General features: G+C 53.6%; 22 protein-coding genes. 10 read left to right on the top strand and 12 right to left on the bottom strand.

Translation table 11 applies throughout. The features are described from left to right. Positions 1-35: 35 nt before the first annotated feature. On the bottom strand, positions 36-935 hold the full coding sequence (locus FCS97_RS01030; RefSeq protein WP_138515796.1) for a hypothetical protein: 900 nt from the start codon (positions 933-935) through the stop codon (positions 36-38). Between the two features lie 137 nt (positions 936-1072). Between FCS97_RS01030 and FCS97_RS01035 the strand changes: the two genes are divergently transcribed. After that, on the top strand, positions 1073-2347 hold the full coding sequence (locus tag FCS97_RS01035; RefSeq protein ID WP_138515798.1) for an AsmA family protein: 1275 nt from the start codon (positions 1073-1075) through the stop codon (positions 2345-2347). Here the strand turns inward: FCS97_RS01035 and FCS97_RS01040 are convergent. The 5 genes from FCS97_RS01040 to FCS97_RS01060 are packed head-to-tail and all read right to left on the bottom strand — an operon-like array spanning position 2284 to position 6573. Next, positions 2284-2601 carry a YfhL family 4Fe-4S dicluster ferredoxin gene (locus FCS97_RS01040; RefSeq protein WP_138515800.1) on the bottom strand — a complete coding sequence of 106 codons (318 nt, stop codon included), beginning with the start codon at positions 2599-2601 and terminating at the stop codon, positions 2284-2286. The two genes, FCS97_RS01035 and FCS97_RS01040, sit on opposite strands and share 64 nt — an antisense overlap. Positions 2602-2610: 9 nt before the next feature. Next, entirely contained in the window at positions 2611-3114 is a 504-nt protein-coding gene (gene coaD / locus FCS97_RS01045) for a pantetheine-phosphate adenylyltransferase (protein WP_138515802.1), read from the bottom strand. A gap of 59 nt (positions 3115-3173) precedes the next feature. Next, positions 3174-3779, bottom strand: a complete 606-nt coding sequence (rsmD, locus tag FCS97_RS01050) for a 16S rRNA (guanine(966)-N(2))-methyltransferase RsmD (RefSeq protein ID WP_138515804.1) — start codon at positions 3777-3779, stop codon at positions 3174-3176. Further along, the gene (locus FCS97_RS01055) at positions 3772-5121 is read right to left on the bottom strand and encodes a M16 family metallopeptidase (RefSeq protein WP_138515806.1); all 1350 of its coding nucleotides are present in this window, start codon (positions 5119-5121) and stop codon (positions 3772-3774) included. Before FCS97_RS01055 ends, rsmD begins: the two co-directional genes overlap by 8 nt. A 39-nt stretch (positions 5122-5160) precedes the next feature. Beyond that, entirely contained in the window at positions 5161-6573 is a 1413-nt protein-coding gene (locus FCS97_RS01060) for a M16 family metallopeptidase (protein ID WP_138515809.1), read from the bottom strand. Positions 6574-6689: 116 nt separating this feature from the next. On the opposite strand from FCS97_RS01060, the gene ftsY reads away from it, so the two are divergent. From ftsY to FCS97_RS01075, 3 genes are read left to right on the top strand one after another with little or no spacing between them, the layout of a single operon-like run. After that, the gene (ftsY, locus tag FCS97_RS01065; RefSeq protein ID WP_138515811.1) at positions 6690-7631 is read left to right on the top strand and encodes a signal recognition particle-docking protein FtsY; all 942 of its coding nucleotides are present in this window, start codon (positions 6690-6692) and stop codon (positions 7629-7631) included. Continuing rightward, positions 7628-8362, top strand: a complete 735-nt coding sequence (locus FCS97_RS01070) for a cell division ATP-binding protein FtsE (RefSeq protein WP_138515813.1) — start codon at positions 7628-7630, stop codon at positions 8360-8362. The genes ftsY and FCS97_RS01070 overlap by 4 nt, the downstream gene beginning before the upstream one ends. 21 nt (positions 8363-8383) lie before the next feature. Further along, positions 8384-9292, top strand: coding sequence for a cell division protein FtsX (locus tag FCS97_RS01075; RefSeq protein ID WP_138515815.1), 909 nt, complete (start codon positions 8384-8386; stop codon positions 9290-9292). 15 nt (positions 9293-9307) lie between these two features. Here the strand turns inward: FCS97_RS01075 and rfbD are convergent, their stop codons facing one another. Both rfbD and rfbB read right to left on the bottom strand, forming a co-directional pair. Beyond that, entirely contained in the window at positions 9308-10255 is a 948-nt protein-coding gene (gene rfbD, locus FCS97_RS01080; RefSeq protein ID WP_171035114.1) for a dTDP-4-dehydrorhamnose reductase, read from the bottom strand. A gap of 704 nt (positions 10256-10959) precedes the next feature. Then, positions 10960-11988: a dTDP-glucose 4,6-dehydratase gene (rfbB, locus tag FCS97_RS01085; RefSeq protein ID WP_138515819.1), complete on the bottom strand. Its 1029-nt coding sequence runs from the start codon at positions 11986-11988 to the stop codon at positions 10960-10962. Positions 11989-12122: 134 nt separating this feature from the next. Between rfbB and FCS97_RS01090 the strand changes: the two genes are divergently transcribed. Next, positions 12123-12521, top strand: coding sequence for a hypothetical protein (locus tag FCS97_RS01090; RefSeq protein WP_138515822.1), 399 nt, complete (start codon positions 12123-12125; stop codon positions 12519-12521). 99 nt (positions 12522-12620) lie between these two features. Then, positions 12621-13001, top strand: coding sequence for a response regulator (locus FCS97_RS01095; protein WP_138515824.1), 381 nt, complete (start codon positions 12621-12623; stop codon positions 12999-13001). Here FCS97_RS01095 and FCS97_RS01100 read toward each other — a convergent pair. Next, positions 12983-13522, bottom strand: a complete 540-nt coding sequence (locus FCS97_RS01100; protein WP_138515826.1) for a transcriptional activator RfaH — start codon at positions 13520-13522, stop codon at positions 12983-12985. The genes FCS97_RS01095 and FCS97_RS01100 overlap by 19 nt on opposite strands. A 118-nt stretch (positions 13523-13640) precedes the next feature. Here FCS97_RS01100 and FCS97_RS01105 point away from each other — a divergent pair, with 118 nt between their 5' ends. Continuing rightward, the gene (locus FCS97_RS01105) at positions 13641-15773 is read left to right on the top strand and encodes a TonB-dependent siderophore receptor (RefSeq protein ID WP_138515828.1); all 2133 of its coding nucleotides are present in this window, start codon (positions 13641-13643) and stop codon (positions 15771-15773) included. On the opposite strand, the gene rfbC is transcribed toward FCS97_RS01105, so the two are convergent. Next, the gene (gene rfbC, locus FCS97_RS01110; protein WP_138515830.1) at positions 15774-16325 is read right to left on the bottom strand and encodes a dTDP-4-dehydrorhamnose 3,5-epimerase; all 552 of its coding nucleotides are present in this window, start codon (positions 16323-16325) and stop codon (positions 15774-15776) included. A gap of 26 nt (positions 16326-16351) precedes the next feature. Between rfbC and FCS97_RS01115 the strand changes: the two genes are divergently transcribed. The 3 genes from FCS97_RS01115 (at position 16352) to FCS97_RS01125 (ending at position 18380) form a co-directional block, all read left to right on the top strand. Then, positions 16352-16756 (top strand): nucleotidyltransferase substrate binding protein, encoded by a 405-nt coding sequence (locus tag FCS97_RS01115; protein WP_138515832.1) that lies wholly within the window; start codon positions 16352-16354, stop codon positions 16754-16756. Beyond that, the gene (locus FCS97_RS16820) at positions 16753-17070 is read left to right on the top strand and encodes a nucleotidyltransferase family protein (RefSeq protein WP_138515834.1); all 318 of its coding nucleotides are present in this window, start codon (positions 16753-16755) and stop codon (positions 17068-17070) included. Before FCS97_RS01115 ends, FCS97_RS16820 begins: the two co-directional genes overlap by 4 nt. Positions 17071-17210: 140 nt before the next feature. Further along, complete coding sequence (locus FCS97_RS01125) at positions 17211-18380, top strand: ATP-binding protein (RefSeq protein WP_138515835.1); 1170 nt, start codon at positions 17211-17213, stop codon at positions 18378-18380. On the opposite strand, the gene FCS97_RS01130 is transcribed toward FCS97_RS01125, so the two are convergent. Then, positions 18363-18686, bottom strand: a complete 324-nt coding sequence (locus FCS97_RS01130) for a hypothetical protein (protein ID WP_171035115.1) — start codon at positions 18684-18686, stop codon at positions 18363-18365. The genes FCS97_RS01125 and FCS97_RS01130 overlap by 18 nt on opposite strands. Next, entirely contained in the window at positions 18673-19533 is an 861-nt protein-coding gene (locus tag FCS97_RS01135; protein WP_138515839.1) for a hypothetical protein, read from the bottom strand. The genes FCS97_RS01130 and FCS97_RS01135 overlap by 14 nt, the downstream gene beginning before the upstream one ends. Positions 19534-19582: the final 49 nt, after the last annotated feature.

Below are 19582 nucleotides of genomic sequence, written 5' to 3' on the forward strand. Positions count from 1 at the left end.
TTGTAAAACCTGAAAGCGGGCCGAACGCATGCCCACTAATTTCCAATTTCAACCGTTGAGCTTTGGCCATATGCAGCAACATTCACCACGCCACCACCCACAAATGCCGACTGCGCATTGCCCCCCACACTGCCGGGCCTGGAAGCCACCAACACAGATGCTTTTGCAGCCAATGCGGCCAGGTTCACAATGCCACCAGCAACCACTGCGCTTTGTGAATTTGCACCATTTACCGAGCCGCCCACTGAAGCCACACGCACATCTGCCAATGCAGCTGCACCTGCCAAATTCACAATGGCACCACGCATTACAACCACTTGCGTATTTGCGCCTTTGACGTTCTTGCCAACCGAAGCCAACTGGGTATCTGCTTTCGCAACCAGTGCTGCACCATTGACAACCGCACCTTTTACATCGGCTATTTGCAGGTTTGATCCTTTTGAATTGCCACCCACACTGGCAATTTGAACCGTCGATTTCGCGGCCAGCGCAGCTGCATTCACCACAGCCCCACTTACATTTGCAATTTGCGTATTGCTTCCACTGACATCGCCTGCCACACTCGCAACTTGCACACTGGCCTTGGCCACCAGTGCCGAGCCATTCACTAGCGCACCCTTAAATGAACTCAATTGAATATTGCTACCGCGCACCTTGTGAGCGGACGAGAGAAAAACCGAAGAATGACTTCCCGGGCCTATGGCACCATTGATTACTACGCCAGTGACATATGAAGACTGTGTAGAGTTGCCTTGCTGTAATCCCGCTCCGCTCGACATGCTGGAAACTGCCTCGCCACCCATGACAGCCACGTTGGACGCAACACCGCGGATGGAAGTGCGCTGCTGCACCTCAGCAGTTGCCAAAGCAGGCAGGCTTGACAGCAAGGCCACCAGTGCCAGCCACTTGCATGTTTCCGGGGTATAAACGGCCATGTTGTTTACCTTCAAAGTCAATCAGTGAGAGGTAAGTCGGCGTCATTCAAAAACCGGTTCAAATTATTTTCAAAATTTTCAATACCGCAGCGGCGTTGTGATACGGTATTGCTTTGCACAAACCACGTTGACTCTTTATGTACCGAGCATTAACGGGTGTTGCAGCAGTTTTGCTGTTACTTTCACTGGTTTTTATCTTGGCCCATGGCGTTGTGGTGCCACGCTTCATTTGGGAACCCAAGCTGAACAGTGTTCGCAACCAGTATCCCGACCAGCGCATTGACGTCAAACGCGTGGTACTTGCCCTTTCCCTGAAGCCGCAACTCATCATTTCTGAAATAGAAATTGACGACCCCACCCGCAAGGAAAACCTGCAATTGGCCTTGATCAGGCTGGGCATGAATGCCTTTGAGTCCATCAAGCAAGGGAGAATTCAGCTTGAGTCGCTGACCTTAAAAGGCTTGGCTGTTCAGGCTGAAAAGGAAGCCGATTGCACGCAAATTAGCCTGGACTGCACACCGGTTCTTCCAGTGGCGCTGGCCGCTCGTGCCTGGCAAAGTACGCAGGTGGCCAATCCCGGTTTTTTCACGCCAAACCTGAACCTGAAAAAACTGGAACTGGAACAGGCGCTATTCACCGTGCGCAACACCGCAGCACAACAAGAAATCAGCGGGAAAATTGAACAACTTAAATTTCAACTGGGCGGCAACAGCACAGAAAACCAATTCAACCTTGGCTGGCGCTTGAGCATAAAAAGCCCACAGGAGAATAACCAGTTGTATTTGGCCATGAACGCGCAAACCGAAGCGGGTGCCATGCGCGAGATCATTCTGAACAAACTGAAAATTGATTTGGATGGTCAGTGGAGCGGATTCCCTTGGACAGGAACGGCGGAGCAGGACTTTCTCGCGCTTCGAATTCTGCAAGCCAACAATGGCGAAGGCGCGCCATTCATCAAACTCAACGGGGACAATCTTCGCACTTACCTTCGCCGCGATGATTTGCCTGAAACACACCAGGCTGCATTTTCTGCGCAGCAGTTCGAAGGTGGCCTACCCGCCCAAGACTGGACACTGAAAAAAGCAGAATGGACCTACACCCATGAAGACGCCCAGGCGTGGACGTTCAACATGAACTTCACCGCATCAAAAAGTGTGCTTGAATTGCAACCCGCAACCATTCAAGGCAGTGAAGGCATTCCCGCCGAAGCACAGCTTCGTGAATTGAATTGTGAAGCCGATAAAACCAAAATTCGGGAAGACAAACCCTACTGGGCCTGGCAGGAAGGCTGGTTCAGGGTGTTGAACCAACACCCGCTGGAGAACTCAAGCCTGGTGCTGTGTCCTGTTCAACAACCCTCAGTAGGGGCTGGTTTGGATGCTGTCGCTGAATCCCCTTCTGCTGGCAAATAAGGTGTTTTGTCGGGGTGCAGTTTGAAAAATTTGCCCAGCAATTGTTGCTGCGTGTCGGGGTGGGCCGGGTCTTTGGGAATGCATTCAACCGGGCACACCACCACGCATTGCGGTTCATCGAAATGCCCCACACACTCGGTGCATTTTCCAGGGTCGATTTCGTAAATTTCTTCACCCATACTAATTGCGCCGTTCGGGCACTCGGGCTCGCACACGTCGCAATTAATACACTCATCGGTGATGATTAAAGCCATACGCTCACTTTACTTGTTGATCACCTGCTGCGGGGTCAGGCCCAGCTTCTGGTTCAACCAATGTTCAACTGAAGGAAATACAAACTTGCTGACATCGCCGCCCAGGGAAGCAATTTCCCGAACAATGGTGCCGGAAATAAACTGGTACTGGTCAGAAGGTGTCAGGAACATGGTTTCCACGTCGGGCAGTAAATAACGGTTCATGCCCGCCATTTGAAATTCATATTCAAAATCGCTCACCGCACGCAGGCCACGAATAATCACATTGGCATTGTTGTCGCGCACAAAGTCTTTCAACAAACCGCGAAACCCTTTCACTTCAACATTCGGGTAGTGGCTTAGCACTTCACGTGCAATTTGCACGCGCTCGTCCATGGAGAAGAAAGGCTTCTTGTTGGGGCTGTCGGCCACACCCACCACCAATTTGTCGAAAATCTTCGCGCCGCGGCGCACCAAATCTTCATGACCACGGGTTAACGGGTCGAATGTTCCGGGATATACAGCAATGCGCATCGCTGATCTCCATATCAAAGGGTTTTGTTCGCGTGATACTGCTCTATCCCCGCTTTGTATCACACAGCAGGCAGGGCGAACAAATGTGCATGCACTTGGCCCGCTTTTAAATGACGCAAAGCATCAATTTCTTGAACATTCAACGCCTTGCACAGTGCAGGCTCGTCGGCCAGCAGGTTTTCATGCCATTCGGCATACACCAGCCCAGCGGGTTTTAGCACCGCCTTGATCAAGGGCAAAGTGGCTTGCATCAACTCGCTTCGAAAGGGTGGGTCGAGTGCGACCAGGTCAAACTGCTTGCCCGCACTGGCCAGGCGTTTCAGGCAGGCCAACACATCACTGGCGTCAACTTGAATGGAGGGCGGGCTGCCCTCTTCTGCTGGCCACTTCGACAACAGGTAGGCCTTGTTCTCCTGCATCTGGGCAGCCACTTGGCGGTTTTGTTCTACCAATACTACGGTGCTGGCCCCGCGCGAGGCCGCCTCGAAACCCAATGCCCCAGTGCCGGCATACAAATCGAGCACTGCCATGCCGGTGCAGTCTTGCCCCAGCCAGTTGAACACGGTTTCACGAACCCGGTCAGGTGTGGGCCGCAAGCCCTCCACCGGGGCAATCGGCAGCATGTGCCTGCGCCAAGCGCCGCCAATAATTCGAAGCTTACTCAACCTTTCCGCCAACCACCACGGTCACCAACTTGTCAGCGTTCACATGTTTGGCAAAAGCTTCGCGGGCACTTTGTACCGTCACCTTGTCAATTTCAGCGGTCCAGTTGTCAAGGTAATCCAGCGGCAAACCATGCAAACCCATCATGGAAATATTGCCCAGCAACTTGCCATTGCTGTCGATCCGCAATGGGAAGCCACCAATCAGATTTTGCTTGGCTGCATTCAGTTCAGCCTGTGTGGGGCCTTTCTCGATAAAGTCCAAAATGGTTTTGCGCATAATTTGCACGGCTTCTGCGGTGGACTCTTTCTTGGTTTGCACACCCGCCTGGAACGGACCGGCATCGCCGGCTGGCATGAAGTAAGAATAGGCACTGTAAGCAAGCCCGCGCTTTTCGCGAATTTCATCCATGAGGCGGGACACAAAACCACCTCCCCCAAGAATGTGATTGGCTACGAGCAAGTCAAAGTAATCCGGTGCGCCACGGCGCATGGCGGGCAAGCCCATCAAAATATGGCTTTGCGCAGCCGGGTGATCAATTTGAATGGTTTGGCCTGTCATGGCCGCCTGCAATTCCTGAAAATCAGTGCCGCCCAAGGGGTTGCCTTGCAGCTCTCCTTTCGGCAAGCCAGCCGTTAATTCATTGGCCAGTTGTTCTGCCTGTGCGCGGGTAATATTGCCCACCAGCGACACCACCGCTTTGTTGCCCAGGTAGCGGGTTTTGTAAAACTGCTCTACATCAGCCAATGTTATTGCCTTCAGGCTGGCTTCGGTTGTGTGCGTGCCATAAGGGTGATTGGGGTACAAGGCACTGGCAAATGCACGGTCGGCCAGGGTGTCGGGTTTGGTCAAAGCCTCTTTCAGGCCAGCCACACTGCGAGCCATTTCACGCGACAATATATCGCCATTGAACACCGGCTTTTGAAGCACGGTTTTCATCAATGCAATTGCTTTGGAAAACTCGGGCTCGGACGTGAGCGTGCGCAATTGTACACCTGCGGAATCGCTGCTGGCACCCCCTGAAAACTGTGCGCCAGTGTCAGCAAAACCATCGGCAATGTCGTTTTCAGACAAGCCCTCAGCCCCGCGACCAATCATGTCGCCTGTGGCACTGGCCAAGCCCTCTTTGCCCTTGGGGTCAGCGCGGCTGCCTGCGGGAAAGTCCACACGTACATCCAGCATGGGCAATGCTTCGGCGCGCATGAACATCACTTTCGCACCACTGGCTGCAGTCCAGCTTTCAATGGGCAATGCGGCGTTGGCGGGCGCGGCAAACACTGCAGCAGCCGTGGCACCTGCGGCAAACAGGCCGCGAATAAATACTTTGTTCTTGCTACTCAACATGGTTGTAAATCCCTGCATAACTTGTTGGTGCTCAATTGCTTAATGAGTCAAACCCTTGGGCGGCGCGTCTTTCTTGTTCGGGTCAATTGGCAAGGGGAACAAGGTGCCCACAGTCAATTGATCCTGGTCGAAAAATGTTTGCGCGGCATACTGCACTTCCTGCGCGGTCACGGTTTTAATCTGCTCAATCATTCGGTCGATGTCACCCACTTCAAAGCCAATGGTCAGGTTCTGGCCAATTTCAACAGCCTGCCCGTACACGGAATCGCGCTTGTACACCTGGCTGGCAATCAGCTGCGCTTTCACGCGGGCCAGTTCAGCCTCGCTAACACCTTCATCAGCCACCTTCTTCACTTGGGCCAGCAAAGCTTTTTCCAGGGCCTCTACGGTTAGGCCCGGGGCCGGTGCACCGTCCAAGTAAAACAGCGAAGGGCCACGGCCTGTCATGTCGTAACTGGCACCCGCTTGCAAAGCCACTTTCTGGTTTTGTACCAGCTCGCGATTCAAACGCGCACCGGAATATCCATCGAGCACAGCGCTCAGCACAGCGAGAGAATAGGCATCGCGGTCTTTCAACACATCCACCAACTTGGGCACCTTGAAACCCATAATCAGGTAGGGGTTTTCTGCCGGGGCTTTCACCTGCACGCGGCGTATGCCTTCCTGCTTGGGCTCCTCCTGCGGCTTGCGCTCTTCCAGCTTCTTGGGTTTCACCTTGCCGTAGGTTTTTTCAGCCATGGCCTTCACTTGGGCGGGCTGCACATCGCCCACCACCACCAAAACCGCATTTTGTGGGGTGTACCAGGTGTCGTACCACTTACGCGCGTCCTTGTAGGTCATGGCTTCAAGGTCGCTCATCCAGCCGATGACCGGGGTGCGCGTGGGGTTGGCCTGAAAAGCCGTGGCCATGAAAGCCTCGTACAGCTTGCCAGTGGCCTGGTCGTCGGTGCGGTAACGGCGCTCCTCCATCACCACTTTGATCTCCTTCTCAAACTCGCTTTCACTGAGAATCAAATTGGCCATGCGGTCGGCTTCGAGGGCCATCACCTTGCCAAGGTCTTTGGCCTGCAACTGCTGAAAATAAGCCGTGTAGTCGCGGCTGGTGAATGCATTGTCGCGCCCACCCAAAGCAGCCACGGTTTCGGAAAACTCGCCAACCTTCAGGTTTTTGGTTTCCTTGAACATCATGTGCTCAAGCACGTGGGCCACACCTGTGGTGCCGTTGTACTCGTCGATCGAGCCGGCCTTGTACCACACCATGTGCGCCACGGTGGGCGAACGGTGGTCTTCCTTCACCACCACACGCAAACCGTTGTTCAGCGTGTATTCAGTCACATCGCCATCGGCGGCCTGGGCCGCGCTGGTCATCAGCAATTGAGAACTTGCAATCAGCAAAGCGCCCGCAGCCGAAGCCGCCCAACGCCAATTCAGTTGAAAACCTGTTTTTATCATTCAAGACACCTTTTACAGCAAACGTCCGTTTTAAGCTCAATGGTAGAATAAGTCATTCAACATCTCGCTGTGTGACAGTCGTTCACACCGCTTAGTTTCCTCAATTGGAGTTTTACATGCAGATTCCTGGGCAGAGACAGGACTGGCTAGGTCGTTTGAAATCGGGCTTGACCAAAACCCGTTCCGGCCTTTCCTCCATGTTCACTGGCGAAAAGGTCGACGAAGCCTTTTTCGAAGAAATGGAAGAACGCCTGTTGCTGGCCGATTGCGGCTTGCCCGCCACTGAACTGCTGATGCAAAAGGTGCGCGACACGGTGTACCAAAAGGGCCTGACCAGCCCTGAGCAAGTTCGCCTGGTGCTGCGCGATGCGGTGTTTGATTTGCTGCGCCCGCTTGAAACCAGCATGGGTGTAGACCGTGCCCGCCCCCTGGTCATGATGGTGGTGGGTGTGAATGGTGCCGGCAAAACCACCAGCATTGGCAAACTGGCCAACCACTATGCTGAAATTGGCTACTCCGTTCTGTTGGCCGCTGGCGACACCTTTCGTGCGGCCGCGCGCGAGCAGCTGGATGTGTGGGCCAACCGCAGCAGCGTGGATGTCATTTCCGCACAGGGTGGCGACCCCGCAGCCGTGGCATTTGATTCAGTACAGTCGGGCATTTCCCGCAACAGTCACATTGTGATCGTAGACACCGCAGGCCGCCTGCCCACGCAAATTCACCTGATGGAAGAGTTGAAAAAAGTGAAGAAAGTGCTGGGCAAAGCCAAGATGGATGCACCGCATGAAATTGTGTTGGTGGTCGATGCCACCAATGGTCAAAACGCCCTGCAACAAATCAAGGCTTTCAACGATGCACTTACACTGACCGCACTGGTGGTCACCAAGCTGGATGGCACCGCCAAAGGTGGCATTCTGGCGGCCATGAGCATGAGCACACGCGTGCCTGTCGCCTTTATTGGCGTGGGTGAAAAAATGGGCGACTTGCGCCCCTTCAGCCCCCGAGAATTTGCCAACGCGTTGGTTGGCATCGACACCGACGGAAATCAAACCGCATGATCCAATTCAAAAACGTCACCTTGAAGTACGGCACACACGCCGCCTTGAAGGGCGTGAATTTCCAACTGCCCAAGGGCTCGTTCACCCTGCTGGAAGGCCACTCGGGTGCTGGCAAAAGCTCCATTCTTCGCCTGCTGGCCACATTCGAACAACCCAGCACAGGCGACATTCTGGTGGGCAAAAGCTCGATTGCGCGACTGAACCGCCGCGAACGCGCACACTACCGTCGCAATGTGGGCTACACCGGCATGGACGTTGAACTGCTGCACAACCGCAGTTGCTTTGACAACGTGGCCCTGCCCCTGCGCGTGGTGGGTCTTTCTGAGGCCGATATTCAAAGCCGCGTGAAGGCCGCCCTGGCCCGCGTGGGCCTAAGCCACACCGACCGCATGTTGCCCAGTGAATTGTCGGGCGGGCAACAATTGCGTTTGCAAATTGCACGTGCGGTTGTTAATCGACCAGCCCTGGTGTTGGCCGACGAACCCACGGCCCAGCTTGATGATGAATCTGCTGCACGCGTGGTGGGCCTGCTGGAAGAATTCAACCGCGCGGGCGTGACAATTATTGTGGCCACCCACGAGGCACACCGCTTTAACCGCGTAACCCATCGTTTAAAACTGGGTGAAGGTGCGGTGCTTCCAGCGCCCGCCGATTTGTCGCACAACGGTGGTCGCGAAGCAGGCGTACAAACTTTTTCCAAAGACTTTCTGAACAAGGCCTACGGGGCTTGATCCACTTTTAAGAGACAACACATGCGTTGGTTACGTTTGCAGTGGTTTTCAATTTCCGCTGGTTTGAAATTGTGGCTTGATGAGCCACTGGGCCACCTGTTCAATGCCCTGGTGCTGGCCATTGCCTTGGCCATGCCCTGGACCATTGCACAGGGCCTCAGCGCCATTGTGCCCAGCATGGACCGTTGGGTGGGCGACCCCGAAATCAGCCTGTACTTCAAGCCTGATGCCACGCTTGATTCCGTGAAAAGCGCAGCCGCGCAATTGAAGCGCGACTTCGACTTGGACAGCGTGAATATTGTGACACCTGAACAAGCCATGGAGCGTTTGCGCACCCAAAGCCAAACACCCGATTTGGCACAGGCCCTGCCAGAAAACCCGTTGCCCTACACCGTGGTGGTGGTGCTGGAAGTGGACGCAACCACCGACACACAAGCCATCGAAAATAAAATTACGCAGTGGCAAAACTTCACGGGCGTGGAGCATGTGCAGTACGACGCGCAATGGGTTCGCAGGCTTCAGTCGGTGCTGAACGGCACACAAATTATTGCCATGGCTTTGGCGGTGTTAATTGCAGGCATGGTGCTGGTGGTGACATTCAACACTGTGCGCCTGCAGTTGATTCGCAACCAGGCTGAAGTGCATGTGTTGAAATCGCTGGGCGCAACCGACACTGAAGTGGGCCGCCCTACCCTGTGGTGGTCGGTCAGCCTGGCGCTGGTGGCTTTTGGTTTGGCCTATGCCGTGGTTAGCGGTGCCATGGGCTTGGCCGACGATGCCGCCGGTACCTTCATTCGCGAATTTGATCGCGATTTCCGCTTCGAGCAACCCAGCGGCATTACCGCGCTGGGGCTGATTCTGGTGTGGGTGGTATTGGTGATGGTGGGTGCCTGGGCCTCGGTAAAAAGCACGGTGTTGCGCATTCACTGAAACAGGTTTTAGCGCCTAGTAATTCAGTACAAAATTGCGCACACCTTTCGTCCACTCCGGTGGGTTGACGCGGAAGGTGTTCATCAACTTCGTGTTGTCCAGCACCGAATACGCCGGGCGCTGTGCAGCGAAATTCATGCTCTCGGTTTTTACACGTTCAATGTTGGGCATGCGCTGAACAATGCCTTGCTTGTGGGCATGTTCAATGGCCAAACAAGCATAGTCGAACCACGTGGTCACGCCCGCCGCACTGGCGTGGAAAATTTCACCGCTGGGAATCTCGGAAGGAAAATCGGGCAGAAAAGTGGGGGCCAGTTTGCCCATGGTTTTGTAGCGGTGCATGGCCACAACACCAGCCACACTCAAGCCCAATTCAGCCAACCAGTTTGCGGGTGTGGGCGCACCGGTTTGATCATCCACCACTTTCAAGTTATCGCGCTCTTGCGCAAGCTTAATCATGGTTCTGCAAAAATTATTGCCACGTTGGCCGTACACCCAGCCCGTGCGAAACACCACCCAGTTGCCACCCACTTCCTTCAGGTATTTCTCGCCTTCCAGTTTCGACTTTCCGTAGGCGCTCAATGGGTTGGTGGCATCGGTTTCTGTGTAGGGCTTGCTGGCTTTTCCGTCGAACACGTAGTCGGTGCTGTAATGCACCAGCGCCACGCCCTGCTTCTTGCATTGCTCGGCCAAAATACCAACAGCCTTTGCGTTAATGGCGTGTGCAAGTTCGGGTTCGGTTTCTGCTTTTTCTACGTTGGTGTAGGCCGCAGCGTTGATGACCACGTCGGGACGAACATCTTTCAGTGCGTTGATCAGGGTGTCGGGTTTGGACAGGTCGGCTTTGTCGCGACCGTAGCTGATGCAGGCGTCCATGGTTTCCATCAAGGCTGGCTTGGCGTGTTGACCGATGGTGTGGCCCAGCTGGCCTTGTGCGCCGAGCACGAGTACGCGAATTCCCAAAGCGAAGTTCTCCTGAAAACTGTTGCGATAGTTTAACCGCAATGATCGCAGGTTTGCGTGGCTCACTCGGCTTGGGTTCCGCTTTCTCGACTGCTCGTTAACTGTCCGATCGGCTTGGGTTCCGATAACGCGCCACTCCTTAACAGCCCGATCGGCTTGGGTTTCAATCTATCGCCTGAAAACCTGGTTTTCCCTTTTTGAGATTCACCCTGACTCACCTCGCTCGGCAAAAGGGCGGGCCGAGTCTCGGTGCCGGCCTTTGGCCGACCGTGACGGATGAATTCAAACGGGCAGGTTTTCTTGAAGGCGAGGCGATCGAAACACCGCCGCCGATTGGGCTGTAAATTCAGCCGCCGGTGACGCTGAGCTGAACTTGCAAGTGGTCGCACGATGACCAGTCAGAAAACTTGCCGGCTTGGCGCGCAGAGACAAACGATCGCGCCCTGGAGCGAAAGCCAAGACCCGACCGTTTCTTTTGGAGGGCTTGGCTTAGTGCAGGCTCAAGCAGACAAGACGATATGCCAAGTTTTCGGGCAGCGGTGACCCTTCAAGTTCAGATCAAGAGTCGCCATTGACATGCGGCACAAGTAACACACGCTGAGTTGGCAGAAGCTACAGCGGTGACCCTTCAAGTTCAGATCAAAAGTCACCCACGCCACGTTGGCAGAAGCTACAACCGTGACCGTTCAAGTTCAGCTCACAAATCACCGTTCTGCGGTCACTTCAGCAACCCAAGCCTGGTTCGCCAAATACCACTGCACGGTTTTCCGAATTCCCGTCTCGAAAGTTTCAACCGGCCTCCAACCCAACTCGCGTTCTATTTTTCGCGCATCAATGGCGTAACGGCGATCATGCCCCGGGCGGTCGGTCACAAACGCAATTTGCGTTGAATAAGAAATGCCATCGGTACGCGGCTTCAGTTCATCCAGCAAAGTACAAATCAGCTTCACCACATCCAGATTGGCTTTTTCGTTCCAGCCACCAATGTTGTAGGTTTCGCCAAGCTTGCCCTGCTCAAGCACGGTGCGTATGCCACGGGTGTGGTCCTCCACAAACAGCCAGTCACGAATTTGTTGGCCGTCGCCATAAACCGGCAGTTGCTTGCCATTCAACGCATTCATGATGCACAAGGGAATCAACTTTTCGGGAAAGTGATAAGGCCCGTAGTTGTTGCTGCAATTGGTGGTCAACACAGGCAAGCCATAGGTGTGGTGCCAGGCGCGCACCAGGTGGTCGCTGGCCGCCTTGCTGGCTGAATAGGGGCTGTTGGGCTCGTAGCGCGTGGTTTCAGAAAACGGCGCATCGTTTGGCGCCAGGGTGCCGTATACCTCATCGGTGCTTACATGCAGAAAGCGAAACCTGGCCTTGGCCTCACCTTCCAAACCATTCCAGTATTCGCGTGCGCATTCCAGCAAGCGGTAGGTGCCCACCACATTGGTTTCAATAAATTCGCCCGGCCCAAGAATGGATCGGTCCACATGGCTTTCAGCAGCAAAGTTCAACACTGCTCGGGGTTTGTGCTGCGAAAAAATTTCACGCACACTATTTACATCCCCAATCGACGCATGCACAAAGCTGTGTTCAGGCCGGCTCAACACCGAACCCAAGGTGCTCAAGTGGCCTGCATACGTTAGGGCATCCAGGCTTACAACAGGCTCACTGCTGTGCTCGAAATGTTGCCGCACATAACACGAGCCAATAAAACCTGCGGATCCTGTAACAAGTAAAGTCATGATTGGTCAGTAAATTGCTTAGAATGGGGGCTGAACAAAAAAATACACAATAAGTCACAATACCAATTGTGCATTTCGAAGCATTTTCAATTATCACAGGCATCAGCCAGCTTTTAGTTTATTAGGGACAGAACATGACGATCAATGTGAATCTATTCGCACGCCTTGGCTTGATTGCCGCGGCCTCTTCTCTTGCAGCAGCTTGCGTGGCAGTCGCGCCGCTGCCCAACAACGACAAACCTGCCGAGAACAGCGGTACCTCCGCCACCATGTGCAATATCGAAGGCAAGCAAGAACAAGACCTTTCCGATGGCACTACCAAAGCCAACGTCACGCAGTCTTGTGAAGAAACCGTGATCTACATTGAAAACCAGCACAAAGAGCACCCCAAGCGTTGCCGCGTGCTGGTGGGTGCACAAATGACCGAGCTGTACATCATGCCCGGCGAAAACCGCACCTTGACGCAAACCGGCCCGGTGGCTCGCAACACGGTGCAAGTGGGTTGCATCAACGACTGGAACCGCACCAAGTAAGCCCGGCGTAAGGCCATGGTTAACTATGGTTAAAAGTTGTCTTTAAAATTTCATGTTGATTTAACATTCCATCTCGATAAGGTGAAATGGAAAATCAACATGAAAACTGTCTTGTTGCTTGATGATGCCCGGTCCATTCGCAGTGTGTATGCGGAAGTGATCCGCCAGGCCGGGTTTGAAGCACAAACCGCATCCAGCGCAGAAGAAGGTTTGCAACACATTGTTGACCATGGCACCCCCGACCTCATTGTCACCGACGTCAACATGCCAGGCATGAGCGGCCTCGAATTCTGCAAGCGCGTTCGGCTGGTATCCAGGCACACGCCCATTATTGTGATGAGCGCGTTGTCAGACAAAGGCCTGGTCGCCGAAGCAAGGCTGGTGGGTGTACAGGCCTGGATGCTCAAACCCGTTGAACCTGAATACTTTCTGAACAAACTGAAATCATGTCTGGGTGAAGCTCAGGCCCTGTCAAGCTGACTGCGGGCCAGCTCTACGCTGCGTTCGGCCCCCAACACATTGAGCAACACGATCACCCTTTGATCGCTTTTCTGTGCGGCAATTTTGCCCATCATTCCTTCAAACGGGCCTTCGGCCACCCGCACCGCTCCACCCACTTCCAAGCTGTCAAGCGTAAGCAAGTCGAGTACAAAATCATCATCGACCTGCGCTTGAATCAGCTCGATCAATTCCGGCGGCACAATGGCCGGCTTGCCACCAAATTTCACCAAATCCATGCATCCCTTGGTTGAACGCAGCTTGGAAAAATCGCTTACCCCAACCTCGAGGTGAACAAACATATAGCGGGGAAACAAGGGCTCAACCACTTGCACCGTACCCAGCCCCGCCTTGCGTTTTTGCACGCGGGCTTGCGGAAAAAACACCTCGTAACTTTGGCGTTGCAGGTTTTCCAGCGCCACACATTCCTGGCGAGGCTTGGTGTACATCACATACCACTGGGCCATGGTGTTGCATTCTTCAAAATAAGGCACAGGCCGCATTCTAAACCCTGCAAAGCGCCTGATAAACAACAGTTTTGTTTTTTGCTATTAGAAATACGAGTCATTATCGTTTAGTATCTCATCTTCATAAAATACAAACTCCAACACAGCAATCCACATGAAACTCAAACCAATCGCATTGGCCCTGCTCAGCCTGGGCCTGCCAGCCGCCGCACTGGCGCAAAACAACACCGAACTTCAAGAAGTGGAAGTCCAAGCCCGCGAACAAGGCAGCTACTCCAGCAATGCAGTACAGGTGGGCACATTCCGCGACACAGCACCCATTGATGTGCCACTGACCGTGAATTCGGTCACCCGTGAAGTGCTGGACGCACAATCGGCCACCACCCTGTTTGGCGCATTGCGCAACACCGCTGGTGTAACCCGTTCCCAGTTGAATGGCTCCACTTACGACAACATTGCCATTCGCGGCATTCTGGTTGAAAACCGTGGCAACTACCGCTTGAATGGCTCGCTGCCCATTATCAACCTGGTCGACGTACCGCTTGAAAACAAGCAACAGGTTGAGGTACTCAAGGGTGCCTCATCGTTGTACTACGGTTTTATTCCACCTTCGGGCGTGGTGAATTTGGTCACCAAACGCGCTGGCAACAAGCCCGTGTTAAGCCTTAGCCAAAGTGTGAATGAGCATGGTGCAGCCATGACGCACATTGACTGGGGCCGCAAGTTCGGCGAGAACAACAACCAGGGCCTGCGCGTTAATTTGGCCAAGGGTTCAGAAGACATCGGCGTGAACAACTACAGCGGCGAACGCGAATTGGCCAGCATCGCGTACGACTGGAAAATCACCGACCGCTTAAGCTTCAAGCTTGACATTGAGCATTACGAAAAATCAGTCAGCGAACAGGCTGCCATCCGTTTGCTGCCCGCAGTCAACGGCCGCGTAAGCCTGCCCCCTGTGCCAGACAACAAAACAAACCTGGCTGGTGAATGGCAACAATATGACGCCAACGCACAAAACTATCTAGCCCGAATCGACTATGTACTCAGCGATTCCTGGGGTGTTTTGTTTGAAGCCGGTTACGCCGAAACCACCCGCGACCGCGCGTTCTCGCGCTTTCAAAACTACGACCTGAACACCGGTGAAGGCCAGCTTCAAATTTTCTACAGCCGCGACCAACAATTCGACAACACCAACTACCGTGGCGAAATTTACGGCGAAGTAGTTACCGGCCCAATCACGCACAACCTGTCATTTGGCTACACCACCAACACCCGCGCCAGCAACACGCCAGGCGTGGTGGGCAGCCAAACACTGTTCAACCAAAACCTGTATAACCCGCGTGAAATTGCGCCGCAAAATGTCACCTTCACAGGCGCCTACTCGGCGGTCACCATTGATGACCAAGGCCTGTATGTGTTCGATCGCATGCAGTTAAATGAACAGTGGCAAGTGCTGGCGGGCCTTCGTCGGGGTGACTACCGCTCCGAAGACCTGAGAGTTGCCGCCGATGGCACGCGCACGGTAGGCCTTTACAACGCACAGGAAACCACACCTTCACTGGCGGTGATGTACAAGCCACGGCAGGATTTGTCGCTGTATGCCAGCTATGTTGAAGGGCTGGAAGAATCGGGCCAGGCACCGGCCAACGCAGCCAATGCATTTCAGTTGATCGACCCTGCCCAATCCGAACAGCGAGAGGTGGGCGCAAAATTCAATATTGGCCAAAACAGCCTGGCGCAAATTGCGTATTTCGACATTGAGCGCGCATCGACATTTTTACAACCTGCCCCGGCTGGGTCGCCGCCCGGAACACCCGGCGTGTTCGGCTTGAACGGCAAAGCCAACTACAGTGGTTTCGAAATGGCCTGGACAGGCGAATTGAACAAGCAACTGTCCGTTGCCGCCTCGGCCTTGCTGATGGACGCTGAACTACAAAACGACGGCAACCCCGCCACAGTTGGCCGGGTACCTGAAAACACCGCCGAGAAAACTGCCAGCCTGTTTGCAGAATACCGCTTGGTCAGCGTACCCGGCTTAAGCTTCAGCGGTGGTTTGTACTACACCGGCGAGCGCGCCGTAAACGATCAAAACCAGGCGTTTATTGGCGGCTACACCGTGGCCTCGCTGGGCGTGCGTTATGCCACTGTAATTGGCAGCACACCCACGCAGTTCCAGTTGGTGGTGGACAACCCCACCGACAAAAACTATTACAGCACTGCAGGCAACGACCTGATTGGCGTGGGCACACCGCGAACCATCAAAGCCATTGTCAGCGTCGATTTGTAATCAACTCAAGCTGGTGAACGCCACACCCTGTTCGTCCTTGGGCGACAGGGTTGGCTTTGCCACCCCGGCCCGCTTCAAGGGCCACTCAATGTTCAACACCGGGTCGTTCCATGCCAGGCAGTATTCATGCTCAGGGCTGTGGTGCTCGGTCACCTGATAACTGGTAATTGCGGTATCGCTCAGCGTTAAAAAACCATGCGCAAAACCGGGAGGAATCCACAACTGCATATGGTTGGTATCGCTTAACTCACAGCCATACCACTGCCCGAATGTTTCCGAGTTTTCACGCAGGTCCACGGCCACATCAAACACTGCACCGTGCACCACCCGCACCAGTTTGCCTTGCGCCTTGGGTGCTGTTTGCCAATGCAGGCCACGCAACACACCGCGTTTGGAAAGCGACTCGTTGGTTTGAACAAACTCGGGTTGAATACCCGCCACCCGCTTGAATGTTTTCGCATTGAAACTTTCGAAAAAATGGCCGCGTGCGTCGCGGTACACCGCAGGGGTTAAAAGCAGCAAACCATTTAAAGGAGTAAGGTTACAATTCATGAATACCACCAATAATTAATTCCAGAATGATCCTAGAACTCAGCTCCTTCGACAATGCCATACTTCGACTCGATGAAGGCATTCAGCGCTATGAGAAAGACATCACTGACATTCAAATTCGGGATGGATTAATTCAACGTTTCGAATTCACCTATGAACTGAGTCACAAAATGCTGAAGCGCTTTCTGGAATCGACCTCTCCCAGCCCCGCCGAGATTGATGAATTGGCGTTTCAAGACCTGATCCGCACCGGCAATGAGCAAGGCTTGCTTTTGAGCGACTGGGCACATTGGAAAAAGTATAGGGAAATGCGCGCAAGAACCAGCCACACCTATGATGAATCGGTGGCTTTGCAAGTGGTGTCCGAAATACCCACATTTTTGAAAGAAGCACAATTTCTTAATGCGCAACTTCACTCGAGAAACAAGTGAAGCTACAAAGCAAAGAACTCGTCTTGGTTCAAAAGATTCTCAGTGAAATAGTGCCGCACTGTGAAGTGTGGGCGTTTGGCTCAAGGGTTCATGGGAATCCAAAGCCGTTCTCAGACCTCGACCTGGCTTTGATTGATCGCCACGCAATATCTTTGGAGACTCGCGCCAACCTGGCTGAAGCCTTTTCTGAATCTGACTTGCCTTGGAAAGTAGATCTGGTTGACTGGCACAGCATTTCGCCCGAATTTCAAAAAATCATTCAAGCAAGTTACGAAGTTATTCAAACTCCCGCCTCCAGCAAGCCCAACAAGTAATCACCATAGCCGCTGTTGCGCAGTGGCTTGGGCTGTACAGCATACTCAATGCGCATGCCTGCCAACACAATGCCTTTGCGATTCATGTTTTCACCTTGAACAACCTTGCATATTTAATATTTTATGTTAAATTTGCACACATGTACAAACGAAAGATTGAACCCAAAGTTCACGCCTTGCTGGCCAGCCATGCAGCAGTTGCACTCACCGGCCCAAGACAAGTGGGCAAAACAACGCTTGCGCTCGAAATTGCCGGGCAACAACCCTCAATTTACCTCGACCTTGAAAGCCCGCGCGACCTGAGCAAACTGGACGACATTGAAGCCTTCTGCGACTTTCACCCAGACAAGTTGATCGTACTCGATGAAGTACAGCGATTGCCAGGTTTGTTTGCCCCACTTCGCAGCATTATTGACAAACGTCGACGTCAGGGACAAAAGTATGGCCAGTTCCTGCTTCTTGGCTCGGCATCCATGTCGTTGCTTCAGCAAAGCAGTGAGAGCCTTGCAGGCAGAATTGCCTACGCAGAGATGGTGCCTTTGGGTGTCGACGAAACCGTTGGCGCTGTCAACATTAACGAGCTTCACTTGCGTGGCGGTTTTCCAGAAAGTATTCTGGCCAAAACCGAATCAACAAGTCTTCACTGGCGCGAGAACTTCATTCGCACTTACCTTGAACGCGACATCGCGTCTCTTGGTCCGCGTATTCCAGCCGAAACACTGCGCCGTTTCTGGACCATGCTTGCGCACACACAAGGCGACACCTTCAATGCATCATCACTGGCCAGGGGGCTCGATGTCAGCGGCGTGACTATTGCACGCTATCTCGACTTGTTGGTCGATTTGTTGTTGGTTCGTCGCTTGCCTGCATGGCACAGCAATATCGGCAAACGGATGATCAAGGCCCCAAAAGTTTACATTCGCGATTCTGGAATTTGCCACGCCTTGCTGGGCATTCAAACCCAGGACGAATTACTGGGCCACCCCGTGATTGGTGGAAGTTGGGAGGGATTCGTTCTCGAGCAAATCTTGAACCAGTTACCCATGCGCGCACAAACCGGTTTTTACAGAAGCAGTGGTGGCGCAGAAATTGACCTGGTCATCGAACTTTCACAAAAGGAACGCTGGGCCATTGAAATTAAATGCAGCAGTAGCCCGGTGGTGTCCAAAGGTTTTCACCTCGCTTGCGAAGATATTTCCCCTACTCGCAAAATTGTTGTTCATGGCGGCAGCACCGCTTTCCCGATGAAACATCAGATTGAAGCCCTGCCTCTGGCAGACTTGCTAACCCAACTACAGCAGTTTTTCTAACCGCGCCAGCGCATCCAGCCCCTTGGCCAACACGCCCAGTTTGTCAGTGGGTGTAGCCAAGCCAGCCACACCCTCGCGCATGGTTTGCACGTGCCCGCTCAATTCGGCCAGCTCGCTTTTTGCGCTGCCGCTTAATTCTTCAAACCTTGCATTCTCTGCATTCACATAAGCCAGGTAAGCAGCGGCCAAGGCATGCTGGTGCTGTTTGCGTTCATCAGTAGTCAAATGGTCAACATCGATCAGGTACAAAGCTGAAAACACGGCATGCACATTGGCTTGCAACAACTTGAAATCACTTGGGGTCATGGGTGTTGGGCTCATGGTTGGTAGCTGCCTGAATATTTGAATTAAGTTGATCAAAAACGCCCTGCAAATGCGCAAAGCTTCCCTCACCCCGCAGCACATTCACCCAGGCCTGCTGCATGTCAATGCTGGCGGCCCGGGCCTGTTCAAGCAGTTCAATGCTGGGCTGTTGCTTAATATCGGCAATCCAGGCTTTCTTCCAGGTCTCGCCCAGCTTTTTATCGCCCACAAAAGGCTTCAATACTTTCTCGCGGTATTCCACCTGGCGCGCCAAGGCCTCGCGCTGCGTAATCCACTGTATTTGTTCCTCCAAAACCAGCTGGTTCATCAACAGCGCTTGCGCCACGGGTTCGGCACTGCGTAGCAATTCCTCGCGCACTTGCGCACTGTGTTTCCAGCTGGCCACATGGCCTGCCAAACCCGCCAATGCTTCCTTGGTGGTTCGGGGTATTCCGCCCAGGTCGGGCGATTTGTTCAGGGCCTCCACCAGTTTCTTCAGTGCACGGGTGGTGCCTGTGCTGGTGTCGCCTTTGGCCAGCGCGCTTAGCTCGGCAAAGTAAAGTGCCTGCATGTCCAAATAATTGGCCGTGCTTTGCAACATGGCAGCCCTTTGGCGCATGGCCTCGGTGTGTTGCATCAGGGTGTTGTTGTCGCGGGGCAAGTTGGGCAATAAATCGGCTGTAAATTCAAGTGTGTGGTCCAGTGCAAAACTGTTCACTTTTTTCAACGTGCTGGTGTACTGCTTGCCCGTGGTGGCCAGGCCCTCGGTTTGAAGGGGTGTTTTGCTGGCGCAGGCTGCTGTCATCAGCAAAGCCATGCACACCGCAATGCGTGGAATCAATTGAAGCAAATAAACCTCCGGTGCAGGCAGTGAAAGTGAAAGTTCTGTTTGGGCAACA

It is taken from the genome of Limnobacter alexandrii (assembly GCF_005871185.1).
Taxonomy (GTDB): domain Bacteria; phylum Pseudomonadota; class Gammaproteobacteria; order Burkholderiales; family Burkholderiaceae_B; genus Limnobacter; species Limnobacter alexandrii.